13 protein-coding genes are annotated in these 12783 nt (G+C 48.9%); 4 read left to right on the top strand and 9 right to left on the bottom strand.

The features are described 5' to 3' along the window. Positions 1-16: 16 nt before the first annotated feature. A complete protein-coding gene (locus tag LLH06_RS14675) occupies positions 17-250 on the bottom strand; it encodes a hypothetical protein (protein WP_228170047.1) in 234 nt (77 codons plus the stop codon). Positions 251-414: 164 nt separating this feature from the next. Continuing rightward, positions 415-1059, bottom strand: coding sequence for an ankyrin repeat domain-containing protein (locus LLH06_RS14670; RefSeq protein WP_228170046.1), 645 nt, complete (start codon positions 1057-1059; stop codon positions 415-417). 95 nt (positions 1060-1154) lie between these two features. Here LLH06_RS14670 and LLH06_RS14665 point away from each other — a divergent pair, with 95 nt between their 5' ends. Together LLH06_RS14665 and LLH06_RS14660 are read left to right on the top strand one after the other, a co-directional pair. Then, a complete protein-coding gene (locus tag LLH06_RS14665; RefSeq protein WP_228170045.1) occupies positions 1155-3833 on the top strand; it encodes an FtsK/SpoIIIE family DNA translocase in 2679 nt (892 codons plus the stop codon). 150 nt (positions 3834-3983) lie between these two features. After that, positions 3984-4652, top strand: a complete 669-nt coding sequence (locus LLH06_RS14660) for a LolA family protein (RefSeq protein ID WP_228170044.1) — start codon at positions 3984-3986, stop codon at positions 4650-4652. 138 nt (positions 4653-4790) lie between these two features. Here the strand turns inward: LLH06_RS14660 and LLH06_RS14655 are convergent, their stop codons facing one another. Both LLH06_RS14655 and LLH06_RS14650 read right to left on the bottom strand, forming a co-directional pair. Beyond that, positions 4791-5258: an ankyrin repeat domain-containing protein gene (locus LLH06_RS14655; protein WP_228170043.1), complete on the bottom strand. Its 468-nt coding sequence runs from the start codon at positions 5256-5258 to the stop codon at positions 4791-4793. A gap of 105 nt (positions 5259-5363) precedes the next feature. After that, on the bottom strand, positions 5364-5804 hold the full coding sequence (locus LLH06_RS14650; RefSeq protein WP_228170042.1) for a hypothetical protein: 441 nt from the start codon (positions 5802-5804) through the stop codon (positions 5364-5366). Positions 5805-5978: 174 nt separating this feature from the next. Between LLH06_RS14650 and LLH06_RS14645 the strand changes: the two genes are divergently transcribed. Together LLH06_RS14645 and LLH06_RS14640 are read left to right on the top strand one after the other, a co-directional pair. Further along, on the top strand, positions 5979-7325 hold the full coding sequence (locus LLH06_RS14645; protein ID WP_228170041.1) for a cytochrome ubiquinol oxidase subunit I: 1347 nt from the start codon (positions 5979-5981) through the stop codon (positions 7323-7325). A 1-nt stretch (position 7326) separates the two neighbouring features. Further along, positions 7327-8352 (top strand): cytochrome d ubiquinol oxidase subunit II, encoded by a 1026-nt coding sequence (locus tag LLH06_RS14640; RefSeq protein WP_228170040.1) that lies wholly within the window; start codon positions 7327-7329, stop codon positions 8350-8352. Positions 8353-8428: 76 nt separating this feature from the next. Here LLH06_RS14640 and LLH06_RS14635 read toward each other — a convergent pair whose 3' ends face one another. The 5 genes from LLH06_RS14635 to LLH06_RS14615 all read right to left on the bottom strand — a co-directional run bounded on the left by LLH06_RS14635 (position 8429) and on the right by LLH06_RS14615 (position 12738). Further along, positions 8429-9931, bottom strand: coding sequence for a malate:quinone oxidoreductase (locus LLH06_RS14635; RefSeq protein ID WP_228170039.1), 1503 nt, complete (start codon positions 9929-9931; stop codon positions 8429-8431). Positions 9932-10025: 94 nt separating this feature from the next. After that, positions 10026-10274: a hypothetical protein gene (locus tag LLH06_RS14630; RefSeq protein WP_228170038.1), complete on the bottom strand. Its 249-nt coding sequence runs from the start codon at positions 10272-10274 to the stop codon at positions 10026-10028. A gap of 106 nt (positions 10275-10380) precedes the next feature. Then, positions 10381-11028 carry a uridine kinase family protein gene (locus tag LLH06_RS14625; RefSeq protein ID WP_228170037.1) on the bottom strand — a complete coding sequence of 216 codons (648 nt, stop codon included), beginning with the start codon at positions 11026-11028 and terminating at the stop codon, positions 10381-10383. Continuing rightward, entirely contained in the window at positions 11018-11962 is a 945-nt protein-coding gene (locus LLH06_RS14620) for a DPBB and LysM peptidoglycan-binding domain-containing protein (protein ID WP_228170036.1), read from the bottom strand. The genes LLH06_RS14625 and LLH06_RS14620 overlap by 11 nt, the downstream gene beginning before the upstream one ends. 14 nt (positions 11963-11976) lie before the next feature. Continuing rightward, positions 11977-12738 (bottom strand): DUF4905 domain-containing protein, encoded by a 762-nt coding sequence (locus tag LLH06_RS14615; RefSeq protein WP_228170035.1) that lies wholly within the window; start codon positions 12736-12738, stop codon positions 11977-11979. Positions 12739-12783: the final 45 nt, after the last annotated feature.

The following is a 12783-nucleotide window of genomic DNA, read 5'->3' as shown; positions in this document are numbered from 1 at the left end:
GCGACAAAGGCCGATCTTAATGCTCATACTCGATCTTCACCTGTACAAAGTTGTCATTGTGCACCTTGGCAAATTGCGTTGGGTTTCGGGTGAAGTCAGGGTCGGTATCTAAGTAAATGTCGGTGATGTGTACGATGTCGGGGTCACTGTTGGTGCCGGCATTATATTCGTATGTTGAACCCGTTTCGAGACTTTGTTTGATGTCCTGGTATTGTTTACCGGTAAGCATCACCGTTTTCTCTGTCTTCATATTTCGTACTTCAGTTTATGGTTAAATGTACCCTATGCAGCTATTGTTTGGTCAGCAGTGTCAAATATAAAGTTTTGCAGCACACTATCAATACCTCTGATAACAGCAAAGCCCCTGTATTATACAGAGGCTTTGCTATTTATATGATGGGACCGGACGGACGCTCAGATCGATAAAATATCAGCTATCTCTTTATGGCCATTGTTGAACGCAAGATCGGCAGGTAATGTTCCATCGTTCATACGAAGCGATACATCACCGCCATTCTCCAACAAAACAACCAGCATCTCTAAGTTGCCGTTTTGAGCCGCATAGTGTAATGGGCTGGTTCCGGTATCATGCTGTGTGTTAATTGATACATTGTGTTCTAATAGCATACGCACGATGTCGAGCTGGTCGCCCGCGGCGGCTAAGTGTATAGGGCGGATACCGGTGTTGCCGTTGATCGGCTGATTCACATCAGCACCCTTATAGATCAAATATCGGGCGGCTTCGTATTGACCAAAATAGCAAGCTAATGCCAACGGTGTAAAGCCATCAGCGTTGTACTCATGCACCAGCTCAGGATTGGTATACACCAAATAGGCCAAAATATCGAACTTTCCAGCTGCTGCAGCTTCAAAAATGTCGATCTGGTCGAGGTATTTGAGTAATAACGAGGTGGCATCCGGCTTTTTGTGATAGCAGGATAGCATCAATGGTGATATTTCGTCGTCAATGGCGGTCCGGGCCAAAGCGGGATTCTGCGCTAGCAGATATTTTAAGGCGTTGAGGTCTCCGGTGGTTATCAAATGTTCTAACTGTCCCATAGTCAATTCTTTTCGTTTAAACTATAAATTAAAAATCGTGCCAAATCAAAATCTTTGTCAATAACTTTATATTTGTACTTTAACTGTTACTGAAGATGCCGCCAAAAGGAAATCAATTTAGAGGTAATGTGCCCAGAGGTGAGGATCGCGCACGTGAAGGGGGGAAGCCTCGTTCAGAGCGTGCTGCGTCTGCCCGGCCACGCATCGATAGCTTGCCTACCTTTAACCTGGGCGATGGCCGCGTGGTCAAGATCGTGGGCTTGTTGTGCCTCGTGATATCGGTGTTCTTCCTTATCGCGTTCACATCCTACCTGTTCACTTGGGAGATCGATCAGAGCTATGTGCTCAGATCCAATGGCGGCTGGAGCAACTTGTTCAAGACCCAGCAGGAACTGATCGATAACGGCGTCAATAACCCTGTAGTGGAGAACTGGCTGGGCAAGCTGGGCGCCCTACTGGCCGATCAGTTCGTTTACCAGTGGTTCGGTGTGGCATCATACCTGTTCGTGATGGTGTTCTTTGTGATCGGTTATCGATTGCTGTTCAAGGTCAAGCTGTTCGCCGTCGATAAAATGCTGGCTTATTCTTTCTTCGGATTGATATTCCTGTCAGTGGCCATCGGCTTCTTTCACGGTTTCATAGGTGAGTACCCGCATTACCTCGAAGGCGAGTTCGGTTACTGGAGCGCACGTTTGCTCAATGCACAGATCGGCCAGGCCGGTACAGGTTGTTTGCTGTTATTCTCGGCCCTTACCGTACTCATCATTGCTTACAATATCGACTTCAAATTACCTGAGCGCCCTAAAAAGGTCGTAACTGATCAAAAGACCTATGACCTTATCGGTGGTGATGACAACATTGAATTAGAAGAAGAACAGATATTTGAACCGGTGGAATGGCCGCGCGCCAACAACCGCCGTAAAGTGGACGACGATGAAGATGCGATCGTTCCGCCTATCCGTACCGTAAATGAGCGACTCAAGCAAGAGCCTTTGAGCAGGCCAGTGGTAGAGCCGGTGGCTCCACCACCAGTATTGCCGGACCGTTTAGCACAGGCAGCGGCCATCAGCAATACTTTGATGCATGAGCCCATCACTTTAAGTCCGCAAAATACCGCTCCTGTGGTACATGATGACGTGCCTGAAGAAGAGGACGACATCCCGCTAACCGTAGAGGAGACCAGACCGCAGCCTGAACTGGCTATTGAAAAGGCACCTGAGGTAAGCGCTAACGAACTGGTGGATAAATTCGGCACCTATGATCCTAAATTGGACCTGTCGTCTTACAAATACCCCACGCTTGACCTGTTGGAGAATTACGGTTCGAATAAGATCGCTGTTGATGCGGGCGAGTTGGAGGCTAACAAGAACAAGATCGTTGAGACGCTGAATCATTACAATATCGAGATCGATAAGATCAAGGCCACCATTGGCCCGACCGTGACCTTGTATGAGATCATACCGGCACCAGGCGTGCGTATCTCTAAGATCAAGAACCTGGAAGATGATATTGCCTTGAGTTTAGCTGCATTGGGTATCCGTATAATTGCGCCAATGCCGGGTAAAGGTACCATCGGTATAGAGGTGCCTAATCAGAACCCCGAGATGGTGTCCATGCGATCGGTACTGGCTACCGAGAAGTTCCAGAATACCACCATGGATCTGCCGATCGCCTTAGGTAAGACCATCTCTAACGAGGTGTTCATCGCCGATCTGGCTAAAATGCCTCACTTACTGGTCGCGGGTGCTACCGGTCAGGGTAAGTCAGTAGGTATCAATGCTATTTTGGTGTCACTGCTTTACAAACGTCACCCTGCCGAGTTGAAATTCGTGATGGTGGACCCTAAAAAGGTGGAGTTAACGCTGTTCCGAAAGATCGAGCGCCACTTTTTGGCCAAACTTCCTGACGAGGCCGATGCGATCATTACCGATACTAAGAAGGTGATCAACACGCTCAACTCGTTATGTATCGAAATGGATCAGCGTTACGATCTGCTGAAAGATGCACAGGTACGTAACCTGAAGGAATACAACGCCAAATTTGTTAACCGTAAACTTAACCCGGAGAACGGTCACCGCTTTTTACCGTTTATCGTCCTGGTGGTCGATGAGTTCGCCGACCTGATGATGACCGCGGGTAAAGAGGTGGAGATGCCTATCGCCCGGTTGGCCCAGTTGGCCCGTGCCATTGGTATACACCTGGTGATCGCTACTCAGCGTCCATCAGTAAATATCATTACTGGTACCATCAAGGCTAACTTCCCCGCGCGTTTGGCGTTCAGGGTATTGTCGAAAATAGATTCGCGTACCATTTTAGATGCAGGCGGCGCCGATCAGCTGATCGGTAGGGGTGATATGCTGCTGGCCACCGGCAGCGACCTGATCCGTATCCAGTGTGCATTTGTGGATACCCCGGAGGTAGAGAAGATATCAGAACACATTGGTGAACAACGCGGCTATCCTACCGCTTTGTTGTTGCCTGAATATTTAGGCGAGGGCGAGACGAGCGCAGCCAAAGATGTTGATCTGAACGACCGTGACCCGATGTTCGATGATGCTGCCCGCCTGATCGTTTTACATCAACAGGGATCTACGTCGCTGATCCAGCGTAAACTTAAACTGGGTTACAATAGGGCAGGACGCATAATCGATCAGCTGGAGGCAGCTGGCATCGTGGGTCCGTTCGAAGGCAGTAAGGCACGTGACGTGCTTTATCCCGATGAGTACAGCCTCGAGCGCTACCTTGAAGAACTACAAAAGGGTTCGCCCGATTAAACTATCCGGTCAGTTCGGTGTTCTAACCAACAAATAAATTCCACTGCGTCATTGCGAGGTACGAAGTGATCCCTGTTTGGCATGCATTTTTTGATGTGTCTTGACATGTATCGCTTCGTATAGGTGATGACGAACGCGGTCCTATCTAACATGAAAAAACTTTTTTTATACCTTATACTCGCTGCTGGTAGTTCTGCAGCCTACGCTCAGCAAGACGCCGCCGCAAAGACCATCCTGAACGATGTAAGCAAGCAATACCGCTCTTATAATAGTGTAAAGGCCGATTTTGTGATCAACGTACAGATACCTCAGGAAAAGGTTAACCAAAGCCAGAGCGGTACCCTGCTTACCCAGGCCAAGACCAATAAATACAAGTTGGACATTTATATGCCACAGTCGAAGGTGTTGGAACGCCAGATCTACAGCGATGGCAAGTCGCAGTGGACCTACTTGCCTCAGCAAAAGGAGGTACAGGTGAACGATGCATCATCTAGTGCTGAGGGCATGAATCCGGCACAGATCTTCACTGTGTACGAGAAAGGGTACAAATACATTTTTTCGGGTTTACAAAGTAAAGGAGGGAAGACCTACCAGGCCATCGAGCTGACCCCGACCGATGCCAAGCAAAGCATCTTTAAGATCAAATTGCTGATCGATAAGGCGAAGAAACAGATCTACAGCGCGCAGCTATTTGATAAGAACGGTAGCCGTTACACCTACACCGTGAACAGCTTTACGCCAAATGCACCTGCAGCGGCTGATGCTTTCACCTTCAACCCCAAAAAATATCCTGGTGTTGAAGTGGTGGATCTTCGATAGATCATCTATATGATCATAACAAAGAAGGCCGGTCAGAATTGACCGGCCTTCTTTGTTGTACAAGGTCTTTGATCGCCATGCCTTTAACAGGCTATGTACCGTGAGTACAGGAGAGTGACAGGCCGTGCTCGTCAATGTTTATGATAAAAGGTTGGCCGCTTCGTGATGTCCTTGGGCGCGGGCATAATCCGCAGGATTTTTACCTGAACGGTCGCGTAACATTTTGTTAGCGCCGCGGGCCAGTAACAATTTGATCAGTTCCTGGTGGCCAAAGGTAGCGGCAAAGGTTAACGCGGTAGAGCCGTTACCATTAGGCAGATCCACCTTTGCGCCATGGTCAAGTAGTAATTGGCCAATGCCGGTATACCCTTTAAAGCTGATACCCATCAATGCGGTGTTGCCCATCGCGTCCTGGCGGTCAGGGTCTGCCCCGGCTTCCAGTAGTGCCTTAACAGCATCAGCGTTGTTATGGTAGGCCGCGATCAGCAACGGTGTCGAACCACGGTTGTCGGTGATGTTCACATTTTCGGCGGTCAATGCGGCCTTCAGTTCTTCGGCCTTATTGCTGCGAGCCAGATCAAATATATCTGCTTGAGGAGTTTCCATAGATCATTCAGTATTTGAGGCCAAGTTAATGGTTTTCGTGCACGGTACTAAATTGAAAGTTTCTATACAGGATAGACGCCTTACAACGACCGCATGTAAGAATACTTATTTAGTAGGTGCCTGTTTTTGTATCTGGCCTCGCAGGCGATTAGCTTCCATGATAGGCAGGTTGGCCTCGGTAGGGATGTAGATCACCGAGTTCTTGTTGTTTTCCAATTGATCGATCCACAGCCAGTGCAGGTAAGCCTCATTGTCTTTAAGCGAATTACCAATGATCTTGTTGGCCTGGGCTATGCCTCGTGCCCTAATGATCTCGGCCTGGGCAAGATCCTTGGCAGCTTCCATTTTGGCGTGTGCCTCTTGGATAGCGATCTGCCGGTTGCTGATCGCACGTTGCAGTTCGGCCTTGCCTTCCATCTCTTGGGTATACACGCGATAGCGCGGGCATCCTACGAGGCCTAAAACGATGATGAATATAAATAGCAGTATCAGTGAGCTGATACCGGTGAGGCTGACCTTTACATTAGTGTTAGGTTGAGTTGGCATATGGTATGTTTGATTCCACAAAATACAAATATCTCTCGTATGGTAACATCACCTCGTGCCAAAAAGAGCCATGGTCAAGAATATCTGCAATATATGATCAATATAAATTGAAAATAATAGAGCGTGCTATATTGATGGTCAGTAATTTAGTTGCATCAACAATGTCAACTCGATATGGATGATTTCTTAGCCGCCCGTTCACAAATGGCCCTGTCGCTGGGCTTTCACATCATTTATGCCTGCATCGGTATGGTCATGCCTTTTTTTATGGCCGTGGCCCATTACCGCTGGCTACGAACGGGTGATGTGGCCCATAAGAACGTCGCCAAGGCCTGGAGTAAGGGCGTGGCCATCTTTTTTGCTACCGGCGCCGTGTCGGGCACCATTCTATCGTTCGAGTTAGGTTTGTTATGGCCCAAATTCATGGAGCATGCCGGGCCAATATTTGGCATGCCTTTTTCTTTAGAAGGCACCGCTTTCTTTATCGAGGCGATCGCCCTGGGCTTCTTTTTATATGGTTGGGATAAGCTCAACCCTTATTTTCACTGGTTCACCGGGGTGGTGGTGGGCATTAGCGGACTGGCATCGGGTATTTTGGTAGTGTCGGCCAATTCATGGATGAACAGCCCCGCAGGCTTCGACCAAGTGAACGGACAATACCTCAACATCGACCCCATCAAAGCTATGTTCAATGGCGCGTGGTTCTCCGAAGCCCTGCATATGACCTTTGCGGCATTCGCGTCAACAGGTTTTGCCGTGGCAGGCGTACATGCGCTGATGATATTGCGCGATCGCAATGTGGCCTTCCACCGGGAAGCATTTAAGATCGCCGCAGGCTTTGCGGTGGTGGCTGCCATTATACAACCGCTCACCGGTGATGTGGCCGCCAAGAATGTGGCTCAACGCCAACCGGCCAAACTCGCCGCCATGGAGGCTTATTATCATACCGTGCCATACTCGCCATTGGTGATCGGCGGTATACCCGATCCGGCCAATAAAAAAGTGAACTATGGATTGGAAGTGCCCGGCCTGCTCAGTTTTTTAGTGTATGACAACTTTCACCAACCCGTAAAGGCGTTAGATCAGATCCCAGAGAAAGAACAACCGCCGGTGCCTATCACGCATTACTCGTTCCAGGTGATGGTGGCTTTAGGGATGTTCATGATGCTGGTGTCGGTACTATACATCATCGCACTGTGGTTCAAAAACCAATGGTTGACCAGCCGGTGGTTATTAAACCTATTCGTGATCGCCATACCTACAGGGTTTATTGCGGTAGAGGCCGGCTGGATGGTGACCGAGATCGGCCGCCAGCCCTGGATCATACAAGGGGTAATGCGCACGGCCGATGCGGTGACGCCAATGCCGGGTATCGCTTGGTCTTTTTACCTGTTCACAGGCATATACATCTCGCTCAGTATAGTGGTGGTGTTCCTTTTATACAGGCAAATACGCATGGTGCCCGAATTATATGACCGTCCTGCATCATCGACTAAAGACCTTACCTTAAGCCACAATTGATATGGAATACGTGATCATCGGATTTTTATGGCTCTCCATACTGCTTTACCTGGTGTTGGGTGGAGCCGATTTTGGCGCAGGTATCATTGAACTCTTTACATCCGCACCTAACCGGCACCGTACACGGCGTACGGCTTATGAGGCCATAGGACCTATATGGGAGGCCAATCACATGTGGCTCATCATTGCGGTGGTGATCTTATTCGTGGGGTTCCCGGTCATTTATAGCACCATGTCGATATACCTGCATATTCCGTTAGTGGTCATGCTGCTGGGGATCACGGCACGCGGTACCGCCTTTGTGTTCAGGAATTATGATGCTGTGGTAGACGAGATGCAAGGCATTTATAACCGCATTTTTTTGTACTCCAGTGTAGTGACCCCATTGTTCGTGGGTATAATTGCCGGTAGCATGCTGTCGGGCCGTGTAGATACGGAAAGCACGAGCTTTCTGCAATCTTACGTGTTCGTGTGGCTCAACTGGTTCTCGGTGACCATTGGGCTGTTCACCGTGGCCTTGTGTGGCTATCTGGCATCCGTATACCTGATAGGAGAGGCTAAGCCTGGTGACGACCGCAACAGCTTCATCCGTAAAGCCCGTCTATGGAACGTGGTGGCCGTACTATGCGGTGGGTTAGTATTTATAGCCTCGGTGGTAGAGCATGTACCATTACTGACCTGGGTACTAGGTAACGCGGTGGGACTTACGGCTATTATAGCCGCCTCTATATCATTACTGGTGATGTGGTTCCTAATCAGCCGCGGGCGTACGGTGATACCGCGTATTTTGGCGGGCTTCCAGGCGAGTATGATCTTACTGGCGGTGAGCTATGTGCATTTCCCTGATCTGCTCATCCTCAAGAACGGCCAACACCTGTCGCTCCTGAAACATCAGGCACCTCAAGCCACTATGACGGCGTTAGCCTGGGCCTTGTTGATCGGTAGCCTTTTCATACTACCGGCGTTATTTTACCTGTACTACAGCTTCCAAAAGGACCGGCACAAAGGCAGCTTTGTGGAGCACTGATCTTGTGCGTTGGTATAAAAGAAAAGCGCCTCTTGATATAAGAGGCGCTTTTCTTTTATACGGATCTACGTTTTCGTTATGCTAATTGTAACGCCTTGCTGGTACGCTCACGTGTCTCATTGGCCAATGCTGCGTTCTTGGCCAGCGATTGCCCGTACGATGGGATCATGCCTTTCAGCTTCTCTTTCCATTCAGGAGTTTGGGCCTGGGCTTTGAAGCAACGCTCGATCAGTTGTACCATGATCGATACCGCCGTAGATGCGCCCGGAGAAGCACCCAGCAGGGCTGCTATACTGCCATCGGCTGCAGCTACCACTTCGGTACCGAATTCTAACACACCGCCGCGTTTAGGGTCTTTTTTGATCACCTGTACACGTTGGCCGGCAATATCAAGATCCCAGTCCTCGCCTTTCACATTAGGGAAGTAATCTCGCAGTGCGGCCACACGGTCCTCTTGCGATTGGGTGACCTGACCGATAAGGTATTTGGTCAAAGGGATGTTATCGATACCTGCCTTGATCATTGGGAAGATGTTGCCCGGTTTGATCGAGGTGAATAGGTCCAGCAAGGAGCCGTTCTTTAAAAAGCGAGTTGAGAAACCAGCGTAAGGACCGAACAGTAAAGCTTTTTTGCCATTGATCATACGGGTGTCCAGGTGAGGGACAGACATTGGCGGCGAACCTACTGATGCTTTACCATAAACCTTGGCTTGATGACGCTCGATCACCTGAGGGTTGTGGCAAACCAGCCACTGTCCACTTACAGGGAAACCACCAAAGCCTCTGCTTTCCGGTATGTTCGATTTTTGCAATAAATGCAATGCGCCGCCACCGGCACCAACAAATACGAATTTGGCTTTCAATTTGCGTTTCGTACCACCTTTAAGGTCTTTTACGCGTAAGCGCCAGCTACCGTCTTTTTTATCACGGTCAACACCACGTACTTCATGGCTCAGGTGCAGGTTAACGCCTGGCTGTTGTTTCAGGTAATTAAATAAGCTATTGGTCAGCGCGCCGAAGTTAACATCGGTGCCCAGGTCCATACGGTTGGCCGATACTTTTTCATTCGGGTCGCGGCCTTCCATTACCAATGGTATCCAATCCAATAGTTGTTTGGTATCTTCCGAGTACGCCATATCAGCAAAGAAATGATGTTTGGACAGCGCCTCGAAGCGTTTGCGTAAATAGCTTACGTTCTCATCGCCCCATACAAAGCTCATGTGCGGTACCGCATTGATGAACGAACGGGGAGAAGCGATGATCTTTTTATCGATCAGGAACGACCAAAATTCCTTTGATACCTCGAACTGTTCGGCGATCTTGATCGCTTTAGAGATGTCGACCGTGCCATCCTGTAATTGCGGTGTGTAGTTCAGCTCGCAAAAAGCGGAGTGGCCCGTGCCGGCGTTATTCATCGCATCAGAACTTTCGGCGGCCATCACATCCAGTCGTTCAAATATCTCGATGGTCAGGTCGGGCTGCAGTTCTTTCAGCATCACGCCAAGGGTGGCGCTCATGATACCAGCGCCTATCAGCACTACATCGGTAACGGTATCGGGGGTATACGAATTGTTGGTCATTTTAACATCGAACGGTACAAATGTACACTCAATTGTAGTGTACTTGATAAAATGTGTGATATTACAACTTTATGATGAAAACACCACAAAAAATTTAAAACTGATATGTTTTTGATACATATCCCATAACGGTCTTATGACCGATCTGCCGGTATGACACCTCTGTAAAGGAACGTTCAGGACCGTCAGCATTGCTGGCAACCGCGGACTGATCAACGACACTAAAAGGAATGCAAATAGAATTTCGCAGGCAGATCAACCCTCGGTCGGCGGCACCAAATAGCAAGCCGCTAAAGCCGGTGGGATAGTTCGAAATATGAGGGAAAGAAAGATAAGCTTTCATGTATGGTCAAATACTTTAACTATACAGGATAACTTTGGGGCTGATCAAATGTTTTGAAGAGCCCGGCGCAATGGCATGCACCCGGGCCGTCATGATCAGTAAAATATCAGTGCTTCTCGCCGAACAGCTTTTCGCGCAGTTCATCAGATATATCATCGGTTATCTTGATGATGTCCTCTGCGTTATTGGTATCGTTGATCACGATCTTATCGCAGGTTTCGCGGTAAGGCAATAGGAATTCCTTATATGAAGGCACCACATGGTTGTGCCATTTGTAAAGCACATCTTCGTTAGAGTAGCCACGCTCGTTCAGGTCACGCTTTAGGCGGCGCTGCAAGGCCACTTCCTCGGCCGAATCGATAAAGATCTTGAGGTCAAGTTTGCTGGCAATATCTTCAAAGTGCAAAATGAACAAGCCCTCCACGATCAGGATAGGCGCAGGCTTGATCTCGAGCGTTTTCGGCTTAGCGTTCGGATTGTTGAAAGTATACTCTTCCTTAAGGATCGGCTCATTGTTCATCAGGCTTGAAATGTCCCGGTGAAAATGGTCCATATCAATGGTGGATGGCAGGTCGAAGTTGTATAGCTTGTTCTCCTCGGCCGTCATGGTGTGGGCCACAGGGATGTAATAATCATCTTGCGATACCAGACAGACTTCCTCGGCCGAAAAATGTTCAAGGAAACATTTTAAAAAAAAGGTCTTACCGGATCCGCTACCTCCGGCTATCCCGATCAAATAAGGCTTATTGTTCATTAGTAGGCATTCCGTAGCTAATGTTCACGTAAAAGCGTTTATCTAATGCACCCAGAGCATCGGCAGCACTCTTAGTAAGTACGACGACCACATCTTTGGTCATCTCGTTATCGGTAAAGCGGCCTACCACCTTGGCAAAAGTGGTGCGGTTGGTCATGGGGTTGGTGATCTTTAACACAGTGCCCACAGGTGCGGTACGGTGTAATACCAGTTTTTTGTTCGGGTCAAGTCCGGCGTCGTCAATAAAGGTCGCCACACCTTTTTCATTACGCTCGGTAATACCGTAACGGTTGGCCGGCAAAGGGCGGTTCACGGCAGTACTGTCAGGATGCGTTACGGCGGTGGTATCGCGCTTAGCGGTATCTGGCCGTGGGGCTATCACCGGGGCCGGCGTTTGTTGTTGCTGAGCAGGCGGCGTATTGGCTTGTGCAGGTGCATTGGTCACAACAGTATTATTCTGTGGAGCGGTAGACGCTGATGCACCACTGATCCTCAATACCTGACCAGGGTGCAGGCTGTTGCTTTTCAACCCATTTTGAGCGATGATGTCTTCCACACGAACACCAAAGCGGCGCGAGATCGCATATAGCGTTTCGCCTTGCGATACCTTGTATTCGGTAGCTGAGCCACCGGCTGGTGCCGACGGTTGTGTTGCCACAACAGGCGCTGCTGAAATAAAAGGCAGCTCGGTAGGCACTTTCACCACATCGCCTATCTTAAGCGCGGCGTTGTTGTTGAACTGCATAATGGCGCCGGGCTTAACGTTGTATTTGCGGCCGAGTGAATAGTAACTTTCTTTAGGATCGAGTTTATGTAGGATCACTTTTTTGCCATCCTTGTTCTCCACGCCAATGGAGTCGAGCAGGGGACGGGCTATGAGCGGCGCAGCGAAGAAAGACAATGCGCCGGCCAGTACAGTAATTTTTAATTTCATGTTCTAAAAACCTGTCAGCTTAAATTAAGCACCTTAATTTCCACCTTATCTTTTAAGTAGATGAGTTGGTCACGGTATAATACGAACGCCTCGGGCTGCAACTTTTGTATATTGGTGTTCAATATATCTTCGAACACCACTTCGTTACCTTTAACGATGTACAAACATTGCTTTAGCTGATCGGCCCAAAGCGTGTGCAAAGATACAATTATCAGATCATTGTATTCAAGGTAATGAACAATGTTGTGGTAGGGGGCTGCCGGCAATTTGGGTAGGTTTGGCGGCGCTGGCATGCTGTGCGGTACGCTGATGGGCGAGTCAGGTATACTATCAGTTACCGGTGTCATCTGTCGCTCTAACACTCCCGTAAATATATCCATCACCTGATAACGAGGTGGTTGTATGCGGGCGTCAAATACCACAGGGCCATTCACGGTGAGATGATCAAAGGTATAATTGAAATTTTGCCATAGTACACGGCCGGTCGTTCCGTCCACACCGGCAAGTCCTTTGTGGGCAGGGCTGCCTGCGGCCTGATAGTAGTGAAGCAACAACACACCGTTATAAGCGGTCTCGATACCGGTGAGCCAGCTTTCATCGATGGTGTTATCTTTAAAGTACGTTTTACCGTTGTTTAAACTGATCGCTGCAAAACTTACTTTACGGGCAGACTGATCGCGTACTTCGGCGAACAGCGTATGGCTGATGTGGTCGATCTCCATGCGCCAGATCTGCCCGCTAAAATGCTCGGCAACCAGTAGTTTGAACAGCGTCATGGTTTAAATGTAATTCTTTTATTTGGGCTGCCAATAATTTGCCGG

This window comes from Mucilaginibacter daejeonensis, from assembly GCF_020783335.1.
GTDB classification, from domain to species: domain Bacteria; phylum Bacteroidota; class Bacteroidia; order Sphingobacteriales; family Sphingobacteriaceae; genus Mucilaginibacter; species Mucilaginibacter daejeonensis.
Note: the sequence above shows the minus strand (reverse complement) of the source record. Positions and strands in the feature narration are given on the sequence as shown.

What these genes read in the sequence shown, in the direction of transcription:
- LLH06_RS14675 (WP_228170047.1), bottom strand. Translation starts at nt 250, where the DNA reads ATGAAGACAGAGAAAACGGTGATGCTTACCGGTAAACAATACCAGGAC.
- LLH06_RS14670 (WP_228170046.1), bottom strand. Translation starts at nt 1,059, where the DNA reads ATGGGACAGTTAGAACATTTGATAACCACCGGAGACCTCAACGCCTTA.
- LLH06_RS14665 (WP_228170045.1), top strand. Translation starts at nt 1,155, where the DNA reads ATGCCGCCAAAAGGAAATCAATTTAGAGGTAATGTGCCCAGAGGTGAG.
- LLH06_RS14660 (WP_228170044.1), top strand. Translation starts at nt 3,984, where the DNA reads ATGAAAAAACTTTTTTTATACCTTATACTCGCTGCTGGTAGTTCTGCA.
- LLH06_RS14655 (WP_228170043.1), bottom strand. Translation starts at nt 5,258, where the DNA reads ATGGAAACTCCTCAAGCAGATATATTTGATCTGGCTCGCAGCAATAAG.
- LLH06_RS14650 (WP_228170042.1), bottom strand. Translation starts at nt 5,804, where the DNA reads ATGCCAACTCAACCTAACACTAATGTAAAGGTCAGCCTCACCGGTATC.
- LLH06_RS14645 (WP_228170041.1), top strand. Translation starts at nt 5,979, where the DNA reads ATGGATGATTTCTTAGCCGCCCGTTCACAAATGGCCCTGTCGCTGGGC.
- LLH06_RS14640 (WP_228170040.1), top strand. Translation starts at nt 7,327, where the DNA reads ATGGAATACGTGATCATCGGATTTTTATGGCTCTCCATACTGCTTTAC.
- LLH06_RS14635 (WP_228170039.1), bottom strand. Translation starts at nt 9,931, where the DNA reads ATGACCAACAATTCGTATACCCCCGATACCGTTACCGATGTAGTGCTG.
- LLH06_RS14630 (WP_228170038.1), bottom strand. Translation starts at nt 10,274, where the DNA reads ATGAAAGCTTATCTTTCTTTCCCTCATATTTCGAACTATCCCACCGGC.
- LLH06_RS14625 (WP_228170037.1), bottom strand. Translation starts at nt 11,028, where the DNA reads ATGAACAATAAGCCTTATTTGATCGGGATAGCCGGAGGTAGCGGATCC.
- LLH06_RS14620 (WP_228170036.1), bottom strand. Translation starts at nt 11,962, where the DNA reads ATGAAATTAAAAATTACTGTACTGGCCGGCGCATTGTCTTTCTTCGCT.
- LLH06_RS14615 (WP_228170035.1), bottom strand. Translation starts at nt 12,738, where the DNA reads ATGACGCTGTTCAAACTACTGGTTGCCGAGCATTTTAGCGGGCAGATC.